Source organism: Sulfurimonas sp. NWX79 (genome assembly GCF_039667035.1).
Lineage (GTDB): Bacteria > Campylobacterota > Campylobacteria > Campylobacterales > Sulfurimonadaceae > Sulfurimonas > Sulfurimonas indica.
In genome coordinates, this window is record NZ_JALCZL010000024.1 from 1 (window position 1) to 20,733 (window position 20,733).

A 20,733-nucleotide genomic window follows, 5' to 3' on the forward strand; every position below is an offset into this window, starting at 1 on the left:
ATTACTTGCAAATCAGTAATTTATTTGGCCACCCTATGCTACAATGTCGTAAGAATATTTTTTAGCACTCAAGTGGCCAAGTGTTAATGCGTACGGGTGGCCAAGTTGATGCGTATCTACATATCATTTAATAGTACACCTGCATCAACAGAAAATGCTCCACCATTATCACTCGTACTTACTGAAGATCCTGAAACATCTACTTTTACTGTTTCATATCCTTTTCCTCCTCCAACTGCTACAAAATAATCAACATTTGCAGCAGATACCATAGAACCTGCACAAAGCATTCCTGCCAACACCAAACTTTTTTTCATACTTTTTCCTTTAATAGATTCTCTTTAGCCCATAAATAAACAATATTATCCTATAGGATAAAGACTTTCATATTCTATCCCTATAAAGTTTAAACATTAATTAACTTTATATAATAAATAGTATGAAAAATGAATTTAGTATACTACAAATGAAGAAATAGGTGATTCCTATAAAAAAATATCAAAAAAAGTGAAGTTTTTACGGGAGAGCCGTAAATTCACACAATTAGATTTGGCTTTGGATATTAGTATAAAATCTGTGGTATTTTATTCAAACTGTGAAAACAACCGTTACAATAAACATTTTAATTTGGAGCATCTCTATAAAATAGCAAAAATGTTTAGAGGTTGATCTTTGTGAATTAATTACATTTGGTTAGATGGCAAGGTTAAAACCTTGCTTCTAATAGAAGTATTATTTTTTACGAGCGATCATCAAGGTGGATATATCCATAGAAAAACTTTGAGAATGCAGCATCTCAAAACCAGCTTTCTCTAGCTCTGCTTGCATTCCCTGAATCGTTACAAAGTTCTCTATCGAGTCTGGAAGATAGGTATAGGCTTCAAGGTTTTTTGATATCGCTCCACCTACATACGGAAGAATTTTATGCATATAAAAGTCACGAATCTTTTTGAGGATATTTTTGTTTTCATCTTTCATAAATTCAAGTATTACTACAAGCCCATCTTTTTTAAGTACACGGTTAAACTCATAAAATGCCTCTTGACGTTCTACTACATTTCGTATGCCATATGTAATACTAAGTATATCAGCAGATGCATCCTCAAGAGGAATCTCTGTCGCCTTTGCAATGTGGTAATGAAAATCTGGAAACTTTTTTCTAGCTACATCCACCATTCCATTGGATGGGTCAACACCGACAAATTCAGTAATTGCAACACCAGCTTTTTGTGCCTGTTTTTGCCAATAACCCATCATATCACCAGTTCCACAAGCAACATCGACAATCTTGTCAATACTTTGTTTGCCATAGTAATCAAATGACAAATCACAGGCCTTTTTGCGCCAAGAGATGTCAACACCCATGCTCATAACACGATTTGCTGTATCGTATGTTGGTGCAATATCATCAAACATAGAGACAATTTTTTCCTGTTTTACATCACCCTCTTGTTCTAAAATACTCATAAATTTATTTCCTTCTTTTCATCCATATAATTATATCTTCGCTCTCTTTATCCACATTTAAAAACTCAAAATCATCTTCACCAAACGCTATGGACTCTTTTCCACCGAGAGAGAGGGCAATATAACAAAGATAGTAATCAACAATATCACGAGTAAGTGCATACATTTTACTGCCACCCTCTATCATAATATTTTTGTACGCTTTGATTTTTTCTAAATTATCTTCTATAAAAACTTCTCGTCCCTCTACATTAAAAAGAGGAATAGTCCTGTCAAACTCTTTAGAGCGTGAGAGTATTAAAATATCCGGAGCTTTCCCATTGACTAACCTTGCATCAAGTGTTGGTCTATCCTCACGTACAGTTCCACCACCGATAACTAATAAATCACATGCATCACGCATAGCATGCACCTGCTTGCGTGAGTTCTCAGAACTGATTATACCACCATCTGTTGTTCCATTGAGTCGCTGTGCCCATTTAAAAACGACAAAGTTATTCTCAAGAGATTTTTGAAAGGGATAAAGCAATGCATCACACTCTTTTTTTAAAATTTCACTGTAAACCATGCAATTATTCATCGAGAGTATCATACTTCCATTTGCCGCTTTTTTGTTTCTGTCATTTGAGCCGACATAGACCTCTTTGATGCCAAGTTCCGCAATGAGATTTGCACAAGAGGGAGTTTTGCCATAGTGTGAACATGGTTCTAACGTTGTATAGAGTTTTACATTTTCAAAAATACCGTTATGATTGCTTAAAAGGTGAGTATGAATATCTGTAGAGTCTGTAAGTGCCAAAATATAGCTGTCATCTGTAAGTTTGTAATAGGCAAGTTTGAGAGCATTTACCTCTGCGTGAGGCGCACCTGCTTTGTGGTGTGCTTCAACAGCTAAGATTTCTCCATGCTCCCCGACAACACAGCATCCAACGGCAGGGTTTGGGTATGTTAGCCCCTGATACTTCCAAGCCTCTGCCAAGGCAAGTCGCATAAAAAAGTCGTTATCGATTACCATTCAAAGTAAGTTTTTGCTTTTTTGACATCATTGAAATCAACTTCAGTTGCACCCTCTTCATTTTCAAAGACTAAGGTATTGCCATTGACCTCTTTGAGTTTTGCACGAAGCTTCTCTTTTTCACCATATACAATGGCAATATCTTCACCGATTGACTTTTTAAAATGGTCAAGCGTTGTGAGCTTTCTCTCTATTCCCGGACTACCGACCTCAAGTCTATACTCCCCTGAAACAGGTGGTGTAACATCTAAAAGTGGAGAAAGAAGGTGCGTGAGCTCTACATATGCATCCAAATTAACACTTTTACGTTTGCCATCTTCAAATTCAGGTGATATTACGCTCACACGAAAGATCGTCTCGTCAAACTCGTTAACAATTACCGTATCATAAAGCTCTAAGCCAACTGATTTTACAACAGACTCTATATCACTTTGCAGACTCATTGCTCTTCCTCTTTTTTTACTATCTTTTTAAAAAGCTCTTCAATCGTTTGTGATTTTTTGAGCTGCTCATCAAACTCAAATGTAAGTTTTGGACATCTGTACCAACCCTGATCTTTGAGACAAAAATCTTCGATGATAGGACGTGCTTTACGAAGCTGTTTCATATAAACACGGCGTTCTTCTTCACTAAAATTGCTTGGGTCAATATAGACCTTTGCATCACTTCTACCACGAGAGCACTTTACTTCAATAACATTCAGTTCATGCAAGCGTGCATCATTGAGTTGTGAAAGTGCTTCTGGAATGATCTCAGCTAAGAGAGACTCTGTTCTCTTTAGCTTTATTTGTGCTTCTGTCATCTTAAAGTGATACTTTTTGCTCTACTTTTTTGAATGTCTCGATTACATCACCGACTTGTACATCTTCATAGTTAGAGATGATAACACCACACTCATAACCATTTCCAACTTCTTGTACATCATCTTTGAAACGTCTGAGTGATACAAGTTCACCTTCAAATGCGACAACGCCCTCACGGATAACACGAACAAGTCCACCACGGATAAGTTTACCATCCACAACAACACATCCAGCAACCATACCGGCAGGTGATTTAAATACATCACGTACTTCAGCTTGACCAGTCTGTTCTTCTGTCCATTTCGGTGCCATCATACCTGTAAGCATCATTGTCATATCATCAAGAAGCTGATAGATAATAGAGTATGTTCTGATATCCACATTTCTCTGTTTTGCCAGTGCTTTTACTGAACCAGTTGGACGAACATTGAATCCAAGAAGTACACAGTTTTCAGAGTTTGCAACGAGTTCAACATCACTTTCTGTAATTCCACCAACACCACTAGAGATGATATCAATTTTCACTTCATCATTTCTAAGTTCTGAAAGACTTGATTTGATAGCCTCAAGTGAACCGTGAACATCAGTTTTGAGTACAACTTTCAGTGATTTGAGTTTTCCTTCTGCGATCATCGCTGTCATATCTTCTAAAGATGACTTCGTAGATTTAGAGAGCTCTTTATGACGCTCATACTCTTTACGTTTAAGTGCATACTCTTTAGCCTCTTTATCACTGTCCATTGCCATCAGTATCTCACCTGCAGGTGGTACTTCATTAAGCCCTACTGTTACGGCTGTATGTGACGGACTTACAGCTTTAATGTTTTTACCCATATCATTGATAAGAGCTTTCACACGTCCATAAGCGGCACCACAGACAACATGATCTCCAACTTTGAGCGTACCGTTTTGAACGATTACTGTAGCAACCGGTCCACGACCTTTTTCAAGTGAAGACTCAACAACTGCTGCTTTTGCTTTTGCATTAGGATTTGCTTTAAGCTCCATAACCTCTGCAGTTAAAAGAATGTTCTCTAAGAGTTCATCAATCCCCATTCCTGTTTTTGCAGAAAGCGGAACAAATTCAATATCTCCACCCCAGTCAACAGGATTGATTCCCTGCTCTGCCATTTGACCTTTCACAAGGTCAGGATTTGCAGTCTCTTTATCCATTTTGTTCAGTGCTACGATGATTGGCTTACCAGACTCTTTAGCAAGCTTGATAACTTCAAGCGTTTGTGGTTTTACACCATCATCTGCCGCAACAACGATAATAACAATATCTGTAATATCCGTACCACGTTGACGCATATTTGAGAATGCTGCGTGACCCGGAGTATCGATAAATGTAATGTCTTTACCATTTTGGTTTACTGTGTAAGCACCAATATGCTGTGTAATACCACCTGCTTCGCCCTCTGTTACTTTTGCATTACGAATTGCATCAAGAAGTGATGTTTTACCATGGTCAACATGCCCCATGATTGTAATTACCGGTGGACGTTCAACTGCATCTGGGTCTTCATCAGGTTTTGCCTCTTCAACATAGTTAAATTCATCTTTAGGATCAATAATAGTTACTTCAACACCAAACTCTTCTGAAAGAATCTCTATCTCATCAGCACCTAAGAAGTCATTTTTCGTCATCATCATACCAAGGTCAAAAAGGACTTTGATAATGTCAGACATTGGGCGTTTTAGTTTTTCTGCGAACTCATAAACACGAATATCTTCAGGAATCTCAACATGCGTTACTACTTCATCAACAGGTTTCTCTTTTGTATATTTCTTACGTTTGTCACGAGCAACCTTTCTACCGCGAGGTGCTTGCTTCTTATTTGCATTTCTACCTACTGGCTTTGGCGTTCTTGGTTTTCTAGGCTCTTCAACAACAATTTGAGCACGCTCTGTCGCATTTAAGTCAAGTAATACAACCTGATCATCCATATCCATTGTCACTTCTGCAAGTGAACCACCAAATATATCAAGTTTTACACCCTGATCTTTTTTTGGTGCTGGTGCCTCTTTTTTAACTGTTTTTTTCTTCTTTGCCAACTCTTCAAGTGCTTCTTGAGACATTTTACCATATGAAGATACACTTCCTGAAGACTTAGCTGGTGCAGAGTAAACCTCTTCCTCTTTTGGTTTTTTCTTCTTAACTATTTTAAGGCCTGACTTTTTAATAGCAGGACGAACTGAAGGTTGAACAACTTTTAGATTACTTTTTGATTCCTCTTTTACTGCTTCTTTCGCTTTAGGAGTCTCACTTTTTTCGTCTTTTTTCTCAGCTGTTTTTTCTACAGGCGTTTTTGTTTCTTCTTTTTTTGCTTCTGAAGCTGTCTCTTTTTTTACTTCTTTGGCTTTTGTCTCTTTCTTTGTCTCTTTTTTCGCAGGAGCTTCTTCTTTAGGAGTATCACTTTTTGCTTCTTTGCTCTCTTTTTTAACTGGTTTTGCCGGCTCAGTTACAGCTGGCTCTCCATTAATAATGTAATTGGCAATATTTTCAGCCTGTTCCATAGTCACTACACTTTGTGCAGATTTTACGTCTAGACCCATTTTTTTTGCTTTTTCCAATACATCCTTAGAAGCAATTCCAAGCTCTTTTGCAATCTCGTGTACTCTAACTTTTTCTGTCATCAGTGATGATCTCCTTTAGTTTGTTCATATGTTTATCTTTATCTCCACCTCTACACTCTCGCATGAGTGCACGGATAATTTTTTTATCCTCTTTGAGACAATCTTGACATAAATAAAAACTTCGCCCAACTCCGTTAAACGAACTTATCTCTCCATCTTTACACTGCAGTCTTAACAAATTTTGCTGTTCATTTCTTTCTCTGCAGGAGAGGCACATCCTTGTTGGTTGATGAAATTTTTTCGCCATTATATCTAAATCTTACTTTATTTAATAGGCTTATCGCTCTATAATAAGACCATTATTGTCAAAATCCAAAATTTTTACTCCAAAATCAGGAAATTTCTGCTTCATTCTGTTAGCAATCATAGCAGAATCATCATCATATACAAGTGAGAAGAAAGTAGATCCACTTCCAGAGAGTGTACTCATTAAAGCACCACTCTCATAAGCTACTTTTTGTACAGAAAAAAGTTCCGGCAATGTTTTCATTCTTGCTTTTTGATGGAACCTGTCTTGTGCTGCCAACTTTAACATTTCCCAATCTTCATTAAAAAATGCGGCAACTGTCAGTGCTGCGTGAGAGAGATTATAGATTGCATTCTCTTTTGAATATGATTTTGGCAAAATTGTACGGGATTTTGCTGTGTTCATCTGTTTATTTGGAATGACTACTACTGCTTTAAGGTACTCTGGCAAATGTTTTTTTTGCGAAAAGACTTTGTTTTTTTCAATTGTAGCGACATTAAATCCACCCATAACGGCTGGAGTGATATTATCAGGATGCGGTTCATAAACAAGTGCATGATTGAGTATTCGACGTTTACTTACTCTTATACCTGCAGCTTCATGAGCTGAAGCAATAGCAGAGACAATAACAGCAGAAGAGCTTCCAAGTCCACGTGACATCGGAATCTGATTGTAAAATGTAAACTTAAAATTCTGTTTTTTCTTTGTAAGACGCGAATAGTGTTCGTTAAAGATTGAGATAAAAAGATTGTTTCCTTTTAATCTTGGGTTATTCTCCCCTTCACCTTTGATACTGACACTGAAAAATTTTGATGGATGAAACTCCACACGGTTACGAAGATCAACTGCAAGACCCAAAGTATCAAAACCTGGTCCTAAGTTTGCAGAAGTAGCGGGTACACTTATTGTCACTGATATTTTCCTATCCAACAGCACCTATTTCATAGAGTGGTGTTGCGTTTGTACTAAACTCGTTATAATCCAGTTCATCAGGTAATTTAAACTCTGTCTTTGGAACTGTTTCGAACTTCTGAGTTTCTATTTTAGAAGCGATTTTAACAAAACATAGCTTTCCTATCGCTTTTATCGGTTGATTTTCATTAAAATAAAAAGCATCACGTGCGTAAAGCGGAATCTTTTTAAGTACAGAGAGTGACTTTAAAAAGATGTAGGCAACTTTGATTGCCATAAAACTTCCCGGTCCATTGGCATAAAAAAGATTTTGAATATCATATTTTTTTAAAAGGTCTTGAAAAATCAGTGGCAGAACATCAGAGCTTTTTTCATCAGATTTTATCGTCTCAATAAGCTTGTTATCTTCGTAAATACCAACGAGTATTGGAGAAGTGAGCGTAATGAGTAGAACATCTACTTTTTTAGGCATACGCTTTTTCTAACTCTCTCATTTTTTCACCGACAACTTCAACCACTTCATAGTTTTCAGCATCTTCTAAAAGTGCCAATGTCAGTTTATGATTTAAATCATGGCTGCCTGCCAATGCTTCATAGTTTCCAATAAAGTTCATCCCAATAAGGCTCATATCACCAATAGCATCTAAAATCTTATGACGCACAAATTCATCAGGAAAACGAAGTCCTTCAGGATTTAGAATCTTTTTTTCATCCAAAACAATGGCATTTTCAAGTGAACCGCCAAGGGCAAGTCCTTTGGAACGCAGATACTGCACTTCATGCAAAAATCCAAACGTACGTGCACGTGCTATCTCTTTTTTATAACTCTCTTTTGTAAAATGCAATACATAGGCCTGCTCTTGAATCACAGGGTGAGGAAATTTAATCGTAAAATCATAGTTTAAATCAGGTGAAGGAGAGAGTTTTACATACTTTTCTCCTTCTTTTACCTTCACCTCTTTTTTGATGCGCATAATCTTTTTAGGAGCATCCAATTCAGCAATGCCCGCTTCATCTAAAAGCATACAGTAACTCGCACTGCTACCATCCATTACTGGTACCTCATCCGCATCAACGATGATCTTGAGATTATCAATACCGTAAGCATAGACAGCAGAGAGCAAGTGCTCAATCGTAGAGATTACATGCCCGTTTTTTCCGATGACCGTTGCCATTTTTGTATCAACCACATTCTCAGGAAGCAGAGGAATAGATACATCAACATCAGAGCGGTAAAAGACAATACCGCTGTTTGCTTCTAAAGGTTCGAGTCTTAGTTTCACAGGTGAACCTTTGTGTAAGCCAATTCCGACAAGTTCTGCACTCTTTTGTATAGTAGTTTGATACATAATATTTTCCTATTGTTCGTCAATAATCTTTTTAGCGTTTTTAATTATATCACTAATATTGAGTTTTATCCACTGTTTATCCATCCACTCCTGTGGACGCACTTCGATTCCCTGTACCAAAACACCAAAATGCAAATGGTCTCCCATTGCATAACCACTTTTACCGGTTGTAGCAATTTTAGAATTTGGTGGTACATCTTCATCCAGTGTCACATCAACATTCGAGCAATGTCCATAGAGGGTATAAAGGCCTAAACCATGAGAGAGTATTGGCATATTTCCATAGAGTCCGTTAAAGTCTGCATAGACAACCTTCCCACCGTTTTGTGTCTTGATCGGTGCCATGGCATGTGAGGCCATATCAAGCCCCAAGTGATATGCTTCACTGACAAACTTGCCTTTATAATAATACTTTCTATGGTCTCCAAAATAAGCAACGACCTGCCCGTTTTTCAATGGATACATCTTTTTGATTTTAAAATCACTTATCATCTCATCAGGGACAACTGAAGTTATTTTATGGATGAGCTTTTCATTTTTCTCACGTACATCTTCATTGATAATTTTAAACTGCTCAAGTTTATTATCCACTCCCTGTGTCTCTTCAAACTCTTCTGAAAGCTCATAAATCTTCCCTTTTAAAAACTTGTCAGAGAGTGTTATGCGTGAGAGTCTGTACTCTTTGTTTTTCAGATACAAAGGCACATAGGATTTTGCCACATTTCCGGCAAAATCTGTTGCAATGACTGTTGCTTTAAACCCACTGTCTTTTACAGGCCATGCTAAAAGGGCAATATAATACCCCTCTTTATAAAACGGCTGTGCTTTAAAGTGTTTGTTATGGTTTGAGAGTATATAGATATCATCAATATTTTCATCCTCTACTCTAAAAACAACAAGTGCAGAACCACCGCGAGAAATTTTATAGGAGTTACTGACAATACTTACTCTTGGTCTTTTTTTATCGATTTTAAGTTTAAACGACTGCTGTGCAAGGTTTCCTTTTAAGAAGTTCCATTTACTGATATCTTGTGCCTGCACAAGCAATTTAATCTCTTTGTCTTTCATCGTATACGAACCACGAGGTGGTTCTACTTCAAGGATTAACTCTTTTTCGGGAGTTAAAAATTGTTCATACTGCAGTGTTTTATCACCATCTTTCGTATGCATGACAATCTTATACGATTGAATACCACTGGCATCACTGATTTTTACCTTCAAAGGTTTTTTCAGATTCCAGTAGCCATTACTGTTTTGTAAAGTAATTGCTGGAGCATTTCTCTCAAACGTTGCTGAAAAATAGACATATAGTGCCGCTGCCACAATTAAAACAAATACAAATAAAACACCAAATGAAGAGTTACTCTTTCTTCTTCTCAAATCAAACTTCCTTACTTAACTTTATTATTTTATCTTTTTCATCACTCTTAGTGACTTCTACCTCTTGAACATGTACTAGGTTTAAAAGCTCTTTAGCAATATCATAAACATCACTCCACGTAGCACCACTTGATGCAAAATCCTCTTCACATAAACGCACAGTCGCAAGCCGTGCATTTTTTTTCAAAAGAACTTTTTTAAATATTATGGACTTCAACCGCACACTGCTTAAGAGCACTTTTCGTGTCAGTTCATTCACACATAATTGATGATCTGCACCTAGATTAATCAGTTCACTTAAAACAGCAAAAAGCATGCCATTACAATCAGGGCTTAAAAAATTATCATACCGCTTTAAAAATCCTGCATAGAGTGCTGTTGCCATCTTTGCATTTATCTTTATTTCATGTTTTTGCAAAAATGTATACAACTCCAAAATGTTCATATCTGCACTTATTTTTAAGTCGGCAGAAGCAGGTTCATTTCTACGGAGTTTTTCATACCATGGCAAAAAAGCATATTGCTTCTCTTCTTCTTTTGCAAAAAGGGAGACTTTTTTATGTTTTAAGAGCATTAGCGAGTATAAAACACTAGCCTGTGGAAAGTTGTTTTTATGACTCTCTATGACGATATGTTTTGATTTTTCCAGCTCTTGTAATGGTATCAATAGTTCTCTGCTTTTTAAGATATGGCAAAATTATATACTATTTTTTATTCATCTTGTAAACGTAAGCCAGTACCTCCGCAACAGCTGCAAATAGTGTTTCGGGGATTGGTTTGTCAACCTCAACTTCATTGTAAAGTGAACGTGCCAACGGTGGATTTTGTACGATATGCACATGATTTTCACGTGCTATTTTTTTAATCTTTTGAGCAATGTTATCCATACCCTTGGCAATAACAATTGGCGCGTGTGACTTTTCGGCATCATATTTGATAGCAACGGCATAATGTGTCGGGTTGGTGATAACCACATCTGCATTGGGAACTTCAGCCATCATCCGCTTGCGTGAGGCTTCCATCTGAATTTGGCGGATTTTTGACTTGATAAGCGGGTCTCCCTCCATGTTTTTCATCTCATCTTTTATCTCTTGTTTGGACATTTTTAGACCGTCAAAATACTGCTTTCTAACAATAATAACATCAATAATGGCAAAAATGAAAATGATAAAGAGCATTACCGAAGCGATAACTATCATCTTGTCTTTTAACCAGATAAGCTGGTCATGCAAGCCAAAAAGAGCAACTGTAGGAAGTTCTGTAATAAAGTAAAAGAAGAAGATAAAACCGATACCAAGAGTTGTAAAAGATTTAAAAGTAACCTTTATACCCTCTATCATTTTTTTAACTGAGAAGAGGTTTTTGGTTCCTTTAATAGGGTCAATCTTTTTAAAGTCCGGCATAATGGCCTTGGATGTAAAAAGAAACCCAAACTGTGCGAAAGCCGCAATAACTCCAGCAATGGCAACAGCTATTGCCAAAGGCAACACCATCAATAAAAACTCTCGAATCGTCACTAGGGCAATTTCAATCATAGAGGTTTTATCTATCTCAGAACCTATAAGAGAAAAATAGTATTGAAAGAGCAAAATCATATGTTTTGCCATAAAAGGAAAAAGCATTAAAAAGGCTAAGATAGCAACAAAGAGTGTCACTACCCCAGAAGCATCCTGAGATTTTGGGACATTACCTTCTTTACGGGCATCCTCTATCTTCTTGGGGGTGGGTTCTTCTGTCTTTTCCTGATCATCAGCCATTGTTTATGCCTGACCTTTAATCCATTTTCATCGAGAGATCAATCCAGTTCGCCTGATGAATAAGTGAACCGGAACTTATCGCATCAACACCTGTCTTAGCATACGATTCTATCGTTTCAAGTGAGATATTTCCACTTGCTTCCAGTAAAATATGCGGATAGTTTTCATCTCTAAAGGCAACAACCTCTTCAATCTGGGCAGGCGTCATATTATCACACATTACAATATCACACTTTGCTTCCATCGCCTCTTTAGCAATCCAGAGTGTCTCAGCTTCCACTTCAATCTTTGCAGTAAAAGGGATAACCTCACGTGCTTTTTGGATATAGCTTTTGAGATTTTCAATCGTTTTAAGATGGGTATCTTTTATCATCAAAGAGTCATCAAGTCCCATTCTATGATTTACTGCTCCTCCGCAACGGGTAGCATACTTTTCAAAGACTCGAAGCAGTGGTCGTGTTTTTCTCGTATCGAGCAGTTTTGTACCATAGGGTTTTATAATGTCAACGTACTTTCGAGTCAGTGTTGCAATGGAACTTGCATGCAGTAACATATCCAAAATAGTACGCTCGCAGCGAAGCATAGTATGAGAGGGAGCTTGAAACTCTGCTATAACATCACCTGTGATAAAACTCTCTTTATCATTTTTTAGCCATTTGACTTCTATTTTTTGTAATTCACACAAGACATCTACATATTTTTGTCCGGCAAGTACACCATTACTTTTTGCAATGATTTTTGCCGAAGATGGGACTGCACTCTCAACAAGAGCATATAAATCTCCGCGTCCGACGTCTTCGGCAAGTGCCTCTTTTACAAATGTCTCTATCATAGTTCTAACATTCTCTCTAATGCTATTTTCGCCCACTTTTGTGTTTTTGGATCTATATGTATCTCGTTGATTGGCTCACCGTCATCAATTGCTTTCAGTGTAAGATATACATCCTCTAAAGTAGTCTCATTCATTGTCGGACACTCCGGTTTTGTTGAACTGAGCACATAGGTATTTTTAGGGCGCAGGCGATTAACAAGATTAAACTCCGTTCCTACTGCTACTTTTTGATCTTCAGGTAACTCTGTAATATACTTGATAAGCTGAGAAGTCGAACCGACAAAGTCAGATGCATCACAGATAGCAGGGTCGCACTCCGGGTGTGTTACTATTTTAATACCCGGATATTTTTTTCTGTAAAACTTGATATCATCCAGTGTAAAAAGCTGGTGAACAGAACAAAAACCGTCATAACAGATAATATCACACTCTTTTGGGTCTTTTTTATCAAGACCGATTACCATAGACTCCAGTCCCATCTGATTTGCTATATTTTGTCCCAAACATCTATCAGGTACAAAAAGAATCTTTTTGCCTTCACCCAAAGCTTTTGTGATGATTTTTTTTGCATTGGAGCTTGTACAAACCATACCGCCCATTTCACCGACTTTCGCTTTTACATCTGCACCGGAGTTAATATAGGTGATAGGTAAAATGTTTTCATTTGCTATGCCATTGTCATTTAAAAACTTCACTGCCTCATCATACTGCAGATCTGTAATCATACTCGCCATTGCACAGCAGGCTACTTTTGGCATCACTACACGCTTCTCAGGAGAGAGTACTTTTACACTCTGCCCCATAAAACCAACACCGCAAAAGAGTACAAACTCACTCTTATCTGCTTTTGTTTTCATAGCAAGTTCAAGTGAATCACCGGTAATATCAGCAATTTCAAAAACTTCGTCACGTTGATAAAAGTGTGCAACAACTGTCACACTTAACTTCTCTTTAAGTTCATCAATTTTTTTTCTTAATTCTTCATTTGTATAGTTCAAAAAGGTATCCTCTTTTGATATTGATGCAATTATATCAAAATATATTTAGCATAGTGAGGGTAGAATGTCATAACAAAAATAATTTAAGGTAATTTATGGATTTTTTATTTAATCTCAATGTGCAATTCTATATTGCAGCATATCTCATCGGAGGTATTCCATTTGGTCTTTTACTAGCGAAAAAATTTGCCGGTGTAGATGTCAAATCTGCAGGAAGCGGAAGTATTGGTGCTACAAATGTACTGCGTGTTGTCAAAGAGCGTGACCCCTCCCTTGCCAAAAAACTGGGTATTGCGACACTTGCACTTGATGCTATAAAAGGCGTCGTAGTCTTAGCAGTAGCTTATTTCATGGGACTTGATGAGTCTGTTCTTTGGGCAATTGCTGTTTTAGCTGTTCTTGGACACTGCTTCTCGCCTTATCTAGGTCTTGAAGGTGGTAAAGGCATTGCAACAGGTATGGGTGTTATGATGTTTATGCTCCCTTACGAGACAATGATAGCACTTGTTGTCTGGGGCATTATGGCAAAGACTCTCCGCATCTCTTCTGTATCATCATTGACAGGTGTTCTGGCACTTCTTATATCAAGTTTTATCATTCATCCCCAGATGGCTCACGCACCGGTTGTCTTTATTGTATTTATTCTTTTTTACAAACATATACCAAATATCATTCGTGTTATCAAAGGCGAAGAAAAAAGAGTTATCTAGATGAAAATCTCCATAGAAGATCTAAAGTTCCAATGCATTATAGGAATTTTAGATTTTGAAAGAGAAAAAGAGCAGGATGTTATCATCAATCTCACTATAGATTACAAATATAAAAATGATTTTATAAACTATGCAGATGTTACAGAGTTTATAAAAACTGCAATGAAAAATAAAAAATATCTTTTAATAGAAGATGCTTTAGAAGACTTATCACAATTACTCAAAGAAAATTTTTCAAAGATCAACACCCTTCATCTAAAAATAACAAAACCCTCTATACTTCCCAACTGTAGGGTATCTGTAGAGGAACAGTATCTATTTGATTCTTAATCCAAACTTCATTTTTTTTTAAAAAAAATTGAAAAAAACTTTAAAGTAACCTAAAATTATGATACAATTCCGCCAAAATATTAGAAATAGGAAATAATGAATGCGTATTCTTATTATAGAAGATGAAGTAACATTAAATAAAATGCTTGCAGAGGGACTAAAAGAGTTTGGTTACCAAAGCGATGTTGTTGAAACACTAAAAGATGGTGAGTATTACCTTGACATCCGTAACTACGATTTAGTTCTTATGGACTGGATGCTTCCAGATGGAAATTCAGTAGATATCATTGGTGATATCAAAGCAAATACTCCTAAAACTGTTGTTGTTGTTCTTTCAGCTAGAGATGATAATGAGAGTGAAATCGAAGCACTTCGTGCCGGTGCTGATGATTACATCAGAAAACCGTTTGATTTTGATGTACTGGTTGCTCGTATTGAAGCACGTTTACGTTTTGGTGGAAGTAATATCATCGAAATTGAAGATTTAACAATCAACCCTGAAGAAGAAAAGATCACTTACAAAGAGACAGAAATTGAACTCAAAGGAAAACCTTTTGAAGTACTTACGCACCTTGCTCGTCACCGTGATCAAATTGTTTCAAAAGAGCAACTTCTTGATGCTATCTGGGAAGAGCCAGAGCTTGTTACTCCAAATGTAATTGAGGTAGCAATCAACCAGATTAGACAAAAAATGGACAAACCACTCTCTATCACAACGATCGAGACTGTTCGTCGTCGTGGATATCGCTTCTGCTTCCCTAAAGAAGTTTAATCCAAAGAATGCTATAATCCCTTAAATTTTTTAAAGGGATTATAGATGTTTTCCAAAAAGAGTATTAGAAAAAGCTTTCTAATCCAACTTATTTTCTCTTCCGCAATTTTAATTTTTATATTCTCCTCTGTTTTATACTTTTACATAGAAAAATCTATTTATGATGAGAAAAAAGAAGAACTAATCCATTACGCAAAAAATATTGCCAACTTTAAATCTGTATTTAGTTTTGAAGAAGCTGTTTCTGAGAACTTTCTCTCTCTTAATGTTGAAGTAATCTACTTAAAAAAAACTATGGGGGATATGGATGTCTATGAAATTACAAAAGATAAAAAGACATACCTGACTCTTATCTATCCATTTAAATTAAAAGAGACAAGCTATCTTAAAATCACAAAAGATGTAACACTGACAAAAAAACTCCTAAATAAGATTCTACACTATATCTTCATCATTAATATTGCAGGATTCCTACTTGTTATCATCTATGCAGTAATGCTCTCAAAAATGCTTGTAAATCCTATCAAGACGCTCTCGCAAAAGCTTTCAAATATGAATGAGCATCTTATCAAGCCAATAGACCTCAATACACTGCCACAAGAATTTGAACCACTTGGGGAAACCATCAATCACCTCATTGCCAGAATTCAGAACTTTGTAAAGTACCAAAAGGAACTTTTTATTGGTACAGCGCATGAGTTAAAAACTCCACTTGCTGTCATTAAACTCAAAAATCAGGTAACACTCATTAAAAAACGTACACCTGAAGAATATATAGATGCCCTTAAAACAACAAATAAGACAATAGATGAAATGAATATCATCGTCTCCAACATCTTAAATATAGGACGTCAAGAGGGAGCCCAACTTGATAAACCTATTGAAGTCGATGTGATTGGGATTCTAAAACAAAAAGCAGATGATTTTAAACTACTTGCTGAAAATGAGGGTAAAAAACTCATTATGGATTTTAAACCCGATGGTTATATGGCGACACTGCAGGTAAGTCTTCTCAATCAAATCATTCAGAATTTTCTACAAAATGCACTTAAGTTTACGCCAAAGGACAAAAGTGTACTTTTACGAAGTCAGGAAGGTTCCTATGGTCTTCGCATCGAGGTTATCGATGAAGGATGTGGTATCGATGAGAGTGTTGATCTTTTTGCACCATTTAAACGCCAGGGAAATAAAAGTGGTGTCGGACTCGGGCTTTTCCTTGCAAAAAGTGCTGCCGATGCACTTGGCGCAAAAATCAGTATTAAAAACAGAACAGATGGAGTTGATGGTACAGTTGCTTCTTTAGAGCTAAATTCGAAATTATCTTGTATTCTTCCAAGGAATTAAAAGCGTTTCAAAAATAATAAAGCTTACTTTTGTTATAAATCTCTCACGAATTAAATAAGTATAGATTTATAAGGTTTTTAAATATGGCATTAATAATTAATGAAGAGTGTATAGCATGTGATGCTTGCCGTGAAGAGTGTCCGACAATTGCGATTGAAGAGGGTGACCCAATTTACTATATTGACCCTGATCGCTGTACTGAGTGTGTAGGTGTCTATGATGAGCCTGCATGTATCTCTGTTTGTCCTGTTGATTGTATAGTTCCAGATAAAGACAATGTAGAAACTATTGCAGAACTTCAATTTAAATATAAACAACTCCAAGAGAACGAAGAGTTATAATTGGCTAAGCGGGTTGCCATCATAGACATCGGTTCTAACTCTGTTAGAATGGTTGTTTATGAAAAAACTTCAAGATACGCATTTCATCTCCTCCACGAAGAAAAATCAAAAGTCAGAATTTCCCAAAATGCCTACAAACATAACGGAGAGCTACAAGAAACTCCTATGCAGCGCACATTTGATGCCCTCAGCGATTTTTTAAGTATTGCCAACTCTTTTAAAGTCAGAAAAATTCTTTGTGTTGCGACCTCTGCACTGCGTGATGCTCCAAACAAACAGGAGTTTCTTCAAAGAGTTAAACATAAGCTAAAACTCAATATAAAGGTTATCTCAGGGGAAAAGGAAGCCTATTTTGGAGCTATTGCCTGTGCAAATCTTCTACCAAAACAAACATCAGCATTAAGTATCGATATAGGTGGGGGCTCCACTGAATTTGCTTTTATCAATGAAGACTCAGTCACTGATACACTCTCTTTAAAACTTGGTACTGTTCGTCTTAAAGAACTCTTCTTTGATAAAGATGATATTGATGGTGCCGTTGCTTATATTGATAGTGAACTTGATAAGCTTCCAGATACATCGAAACTTACAACGCTCATTGGAATTGGAGGAACTTTTCGTGCCATCTCAAATGCAATCTTAAAAGAGTCTCTCTATCCACTCAACAAACTCCATGCCTTTGAGTACAACAGTAACACTTTTAAAGATTATCTCAAACGTCTGCTGCAGACAAAAAGTGATGAAGAGCTGTTAGCACTTTTCATTAAAAGTAATCGTTTTGATGTTATAAAACCCGGTGCTTTGATACTGCAGAGACTTATGAAGAAGATTGCTATCTCAAAGATCATTACAAGTGGTGTCGGTGTGCGTGAGGGAGTATACCTCTCAGACCTGCTTCGAAATTCACGGCATAAGTTTCCACAGAACTACAATACCTCAGTACGCTATATTTTAGACTCCTATGTTCAAGACAAAACATTCTCAAACCATCTTGCACTTTTAAGTAAAAAAATCTTTACACTCACAAGTGAATATTTTAATCTTGATACAGAATATAAACATATCCTTACCATTGCAGCTAAACTCTATCCTGCGGGTAGTAATGTTCATTTTTACTCACAAAACAAACACAGCTATTATATTATTCAGAGTGCTTTGGAGTATGGTTTTAGCCATCATAATATTATGTTGATATCAACATTGACAAAGTATGCAAAAAACAAACTCCCATCCGATACACATCTGCAGCTCTATGCAAAACTCCTACCGGATAATGCGCATATTACTCATTCACTTAGTTATATACTTTCACTCTCTATAGCACTGCTGAGTCATCGTCCTAGAAATATTGACTTTGAAATGGAGTTTGAAAAAGGGATTTTAAAGATAAGCTCCAAAGAGAAGCTCTATCTTTCACAACATGCAGTTGCGAAGCTAGAGTGTAGAGACCAGCACTTCAACGTTATTTTTAGCTCTTAGAAGCGCTGTCCCATCGTAAACTCGAAGTTTGATGTTTTATCACTCACTTGTGCGTTGATAGCTTTTGAGAACATCAATTGAATTGGTCCAACAGGAGAGAACCACTCCAACCCTGCTCCATAACCGGCACGAGATTGATTGTTTGTACCATCTAAAATATTTGCACTGATATTATCAGAAATAATTCCCCAGTCAAGGTATGTTACAAGTCGCATTTTTGCTTTTGGTATCAGAGGAAAACTCACTTCAATATTGTTTGAAAAAGTCTGTGTTCCCCCAATTCTTCTAATTGGAATACCATTATAGGTATCGGTCCCTGTATCATCGGCAATCATAGGTGAGATAGAGTAAGACTCATATCCTCTGACACTGCCTATACCACCCATATAGAATTTTTCTGCCAGTGGAATATAGCCGTTATCTATAAGTGCATAGTATCGCGCTTTGTATCTGAAAATCGCATCAAATCCCACATATTCATCGAGTCCTATATATTTTGCAAAGTTTGTTCTTGATTTTAAGAAGTCCGCATCAGCACCAAGACCTGATTTTTCAAAACTTTGTGAAAGTGTAAAACCTTCACGAGGCAGATAATAATCATCTGTAGAGTCCCAACTCACACTCATCGTGACAGAACTTTTATTGTAGGCTTCAAAATAGTATGTACTTCCATATTGTGAAGCATTAAAGTCTGCACCGAATTCATAATCATTTTTCGAATAACCATACCCAAGATATCCTGTAATATGACGGGAAAATCTATGTCCGGTACCGATAGATGCACCATCTGTAAGTGTTGTATAGTCATTATAATCATATGTAGAATGATAGATTGAGAAGTTACCGCTAAAGTCACTGTCATTGAGTCTCGGATTTGAGATATTGAATGAGTAACTCTGTGAAGTTTGTGACTTCTCAGCTTTGACACCGACATTTATACCTGAACCCCAGATATTTCTGTCATTGACACCAATACTTAAAAGAAGTCCTCCATATGAACCATATCCTCCACCAAGCTGGACATTTCCGGTCGGTGCCTCTTTTACTTTTACAACCAGATCCATTGTATGATTATCGATACGCTTCTCTTCAATGGTATTACTGTCAAAAAATCCCAGACGTCCTAGTGAATTACGAGAATCTTTTAAATCTGTAAGAGAGTACATATCTCCAGGCCCAAGATAAAGCTCACGGCGGATGATTCTATCAAGTGTTCGAGTATTTCCAGAGATAAGTACATTTCTGATTTTTACTTTGTCTCCAGGCATAACACGAAAGACTACTTCAACAGTTCTTTTTTCTTTATCTTTTTTCAAATCAGGTACAACTTGAACAAAAGCATAACTTTTATCTGCTATGAGTGTTTTTATCTTCTCTGAATCTTCACGGAATTTTTTAACATTAAAGATATCACCTTCTTGCAGTGAGATAAGCTCTTTTATCTTTGCATCGTCAATAACATGCTTTGTCTGATAAATCGTTACTTTTGAGATGGAGTACTGCTCACCCTCTGTTATTTGATAACTCATATCTGCCATATAACTGTCAAAGTTTACACGTACAAACGGTTCATCAACTTTGGCATCCAAATATCCATGCTGCATATACAAGTCACGGACTCTCAAGTTATCATACTCTAAATCACGTAGAGACATCTTCCCATCATTGCGACCCCAGAACCATCCCATGAACTGATGTTCTTTATTGGCAATGACATCATCAAAATCATCCGGGTCCAATCCATAAACACCGGAAAAATCAATCTTCTCAATAGTAATCTCTTCACCTTCATTGACAATGAAAGTTACTTTGATACTACCGTTTTCGAGGTATGTTGTTTTTACTTCAACTACAGAGTCAATTTTACCCTCTTGAGAGATAGCTTCGATAATGCGTTTTTTTGCAGCTTCAATCTTCTTTTCATCATAAAGCGTACCCTTTTTTATCTGGATAACGGCTTCTTTGATATCTTCATCATTCTCTTTCCAGCCTTTGAGTTCAACTTGAGAGATGATAGATTTTTCTTTGAAATAAAAAGTCAGATCCCCATTTTCAAACTCAACCCAGATATCGTTGAAGTAACCTTGATCAAAGTATTTTTTTATTGCCGTATCAACCTCTTCTTCACTGATATCATCACCTTTTTCAAAAGGTAACATTCGTAAAGCCACATTTTTTGAGATGTGAACCATACCGTCAAATTGAATTGATTTCACAACTTCAGCGGATAGCGTGCTTGTAAACAGGATAAAAAAGATTGATAAAAGTATTCTCATTAAAATTCCATAGTTAAAATTAGAAGAGATTTTACCCATTATGAGGTTAATATTAAGTAAATTTAGTATAATTTTGCAAATTCA

The 20,733-nt window shown here is 36.6% G+C and carries 22 protein-coding genes and 1 pseudogene; 7 read left to right on the forward strand and 16 right to left on the reverse strand.

The features are described from left to right. Positions 1–116: 116 nt before the first annotated feature. Positions 117–317, reverse strand: a complete 201-nt coding sequence (locus MNY27_RS09115; protein WP_152184761.1) for a hypothetical protein — start codon at positions 315–317, stop codon at positions 117–119. A 122-nt stretch (positions 318–439) separates the two neighbouring features. Here MNY27_RS09115 and MNY27_RS09120 point away from each other — a divergent pair. After that, positions 440–697, forward strand: a pseudogene (locus MNY27_RS09120) (helix-turn-helix transcriptional regulator). Positions 698–732: 35 nt separating this feature from the next. Here MNY27_RS09120 and ubiE read toward each other — a convergent pair. From ubiE to nadA, 14 genes are all read right to left on the reverse strand, one after another. After that, positions 733–1,467: a bifunctional demethylmenaquinone methyltransferase/2-methoxy-6-polyprenyl-1,4-benzoquinol methylase UbiE gene (ubiE, locus tag MNY27_RS09125; protein ID WP_152184760.1), complete on the reverse strand. Its 735-nt coding sequence runs from the start codon at positions 1,465–1,467 to the stop codon at positions 733–735. 4 nt (positions 1,468–1,471) lie between these two features. Further along, positions 1,472–2,482, reverse strand: coding sequence for a bifunctional diaminohydroxyphosphoribosylaminopyrimidine deaminase/5-amino-6-(5-phosphoribosylamino)uracil reductase RibD (gene ribD / locus MNY27_RS09130; protein ID WP_152184759.1), 1,011 nt, complete (start codon positions 2,480–2,482; stop codon positions 1,472–1,474). Then, on the reverse strand, positions 2,476–2,925 hold the full coding sequence (locus MNY27_RS09135; RefSeq protein WP_152184758.1) for a ribosome maturation factor: 450 nt from the start codon (positions 2,923–2,925) through the stop codon (positions 2,476–2,478). Before MNY27_RS09135 ends, ribD begins: the two co-directional genes overlap by 7 nt. Beyond that, positions 2,922–3,284 carry a 30S ribosome-binding factor RbfA gene (gene rbfA / locus MNY27_RS09140; protein WP_152184757.1) on the reverse strand — a complete coding sequence of 121 codons (363 nt, stop codon included), beginning with the start codon at positions 3,282–3,284 and terminating at the stop codon, positions 2,922–2,924. The genes MNY27_RS09135 and rbfA overlap by 4 nt, the downstream gene beginning before the upstream one ends. A 1-nt stretch (position 3,285) precedes the next feature. Then, positions 3,286–5,922, reverse strand: a complete 2,637-nt coding sequence (gene infB / locus MNY27_RS09145) for a translation initiation factor IF-2 (protein ID WP_152184756.1) — start codon at positions 5,920–5,922, stop codon at positions 3,286–3,288. Beyond that, positions 5,906–6,100 (reverse strand): hypothetical protein, encoded by a 195-nt coding sequence (locus MNY27_RS09150; RefSeq protein WP_246153863.1) that lies wholly within the window; start codon positions 6,098–6,100, stop codon positions 5,906–5,908. Before MNY27_RS09150 ends, infB begins: the two co-directional genes overlap by 17 nt. Before the next feature lie 99 nt (positions 6,101–6,199). Beyond that, positions 6,200–7,081 carry a homoserine kinase gene (gene thrB, locus MNY27_RS09155; protein ID WP_152184754.1) on the reverse strand — a complete coding sequence of 294 codons (882 nt, stop codon included), beginning with the start codon at positions 7,079–7,081 and terminating at the stop codon, positions 6,200–6,202. A 10-nt stretch (positions 7,082–7,091) separates the two neighbouring features. Continuing rightward, a complete protein-coding gene (locus tag MNY27_RS09160) occupies positions 7,092–7,553 on the reverse strand; it encodes a hypothetical protein (RefSeq protein WP_152184753.1) in 462 nt (153 codons plus the stop codon). Next, complete coding sequence (lpxC, locus tag MNY27_RS09165) at positions 7,546–8,430, reverse strand: UDP-3-O-acyl-N-acetylglucosamine deacetylase (RefSeq protein WP_152184752.1); 885 nt, start codon at positions 8,428–8,430, stop codon at positions 7,546–7,548. Before lpxC ends, MNY27_RS09160 begins: the two co-directional genes overlap by 8 nt. Positions 8,431–8,439: 9 nt before the next feature. Then, on the reverse strand, positions 8,440–9,810 hold the full coding sequence (locus MNY27_RS09170; RefSeq protein WP_152184751.1) for a M23 family metallopeptidase: 1,371 nt from the start codon (positions 9,808–9,810) through the stop codon (positions 8,440–8,442). Between the two features lies 1 nt (position 9,811). Further along, positions 9,812–10,477 (reverse strand): hypothetical protein, encoded by a 666-nt coding sequence (locus tag MNY27_RS09175; RefSeq protein ID WP_152184750.1) that lies wholly within the window; start codon positions 10,475–10,477, stop codon positions 9,812–9,814. A 37-nt stretch (positions 10,478–10,514) separates the two neighbouring features. After that, positions 10,515–11,567, reverse strand: coding sequence for a flagellar biosynthesis protein FlhB (gene flhB, locus MNY27_RS09180; RefSeq protein ID WP_346392194.1), 1,053 nt, complete (start codon positions 11,565–11,567; stop codon positions 10,515–10,517). Positions 11,568–11,583: 16 nt separating this feature from the next. Then, positions 11,584–12,399, reverse strand: a complete 816-nt coding sequence (nadC, locus tag MNY27_RS09185) for a carboxylating nicotinate-nucleotide diphosphorylase (protein ID WP_152184748.1) — start codon at positions 12,397–12,399, stop codon at positions 11,584–11,586. After that, the gene (nadA, locus tag MNY27_RS09190; RefSeq protein ID WP_152184747.1) at positions 12,396–13,397 is read right to left on the reverse strand and encodes a quinolinate synthase NadA; all 1,002 of its coding nucleotides are present in this window, start codon (positions 13,395–13,397) and stop codon (positions 12,396–12,398) included. The genes nadC and nadA overlap by 4 nt, the downstream gene beginning before the upstream one ends. A 95-nt stretch (positions 13,398–13,492) precedes the next feature. Between nadA and plsY the strand changes: the two genes are divergently transcribed. From plsY to MNY27_RS09220, 6 genes are all read left to right on the forward strand, one after another. Next, positions 13,493–14,107 (forward strand): glycerol-3-phosphate 1-O-acyltransferase PlsY, encoded by a 615-nt coding sequence (plsY, locus tag MNY27_RS09195; RefSeq protein WP_152184746.1) that lies wholly within the window; start codon positions 13,493–13,495, stop codon positions 14,105–14,107. Beyond that, a complete protein-coding gene (locus MNY27_RS09200) occupies positions 14,108–14,437 on the forward strand; it encodes a dihydroneopterin aldolase (protein WP_152184745.1) in 330 nt (109 codons plus the stop codon). Between the two features lie 100 nt (positions 14,438–14,537). Next, positions 14,538–15,209 carry a homeostatic response regulator transcription factor HsrA gene (hsrA, locus tag MNY27_RS09205; protein ID WP_152184744.1) on the forward strand — a complete coding sequence of 224 codons (672 nt, stop codon included), beginning with the start codon at positions 14,538–14,540 and terminating at the stop codon, positions 15,207–15,209. Positions 15,210–15,254: 45 nt separating this feature from the next. Beyond that, positions 15,255–16,553: a HAMP domain-containing sensor histidine kinase gene (locus tag MNY27_RS09210; protein ID WP_346392195.1), complete on the forward strand. Its 1,299-nt coding sequence runs from the start codon at positions 15,255–15,257 to the stop codon at positions 16,551–16,553. Positions 16,554–16,636: 83 nt separating this feature from the next. Continuing rightward, positions 16,637–16,894, forward strand: a complete 258-nt coding sequence (locus MNY27_RS09215) for a YfhL family 4Fe-4S dicluster ferredoxin (RefSeq protein ID WP_152184742.1) — start codon at positions 16,637–16,639, stop codon at positions 16,892–16,894. Next, entirely contained in the window at positions 16,895–18,373 is a 1,479-nt protein-coding gene (locus tag MNY27_RS09220) for a Ppx/GppA phosphatase family protein (protein ID WP_346392196.1), read from the forward strand. Here MNY27_RS09220 and bamA read toward each other — a convergent pair. Then, positions 18,370–20,649 carry an outer membrane protein assembly factor BamA gene (gene bamA, locus MNY27_RS09225; protein WP_346392197.1) on the reverse strand — a complete coding sequence of 760 codons (2,280 nt, stop codon included), beginning with the start codon at positions 20,647–20,649 and terminating at the stop codon, positions 18,370–18,372. The genes MNY27_RS09220 and bamA overlap by 4 nt on opposite strands. Between the last annotated feature and the right edge of the window lie 84 nt (positions 20,650–20,733).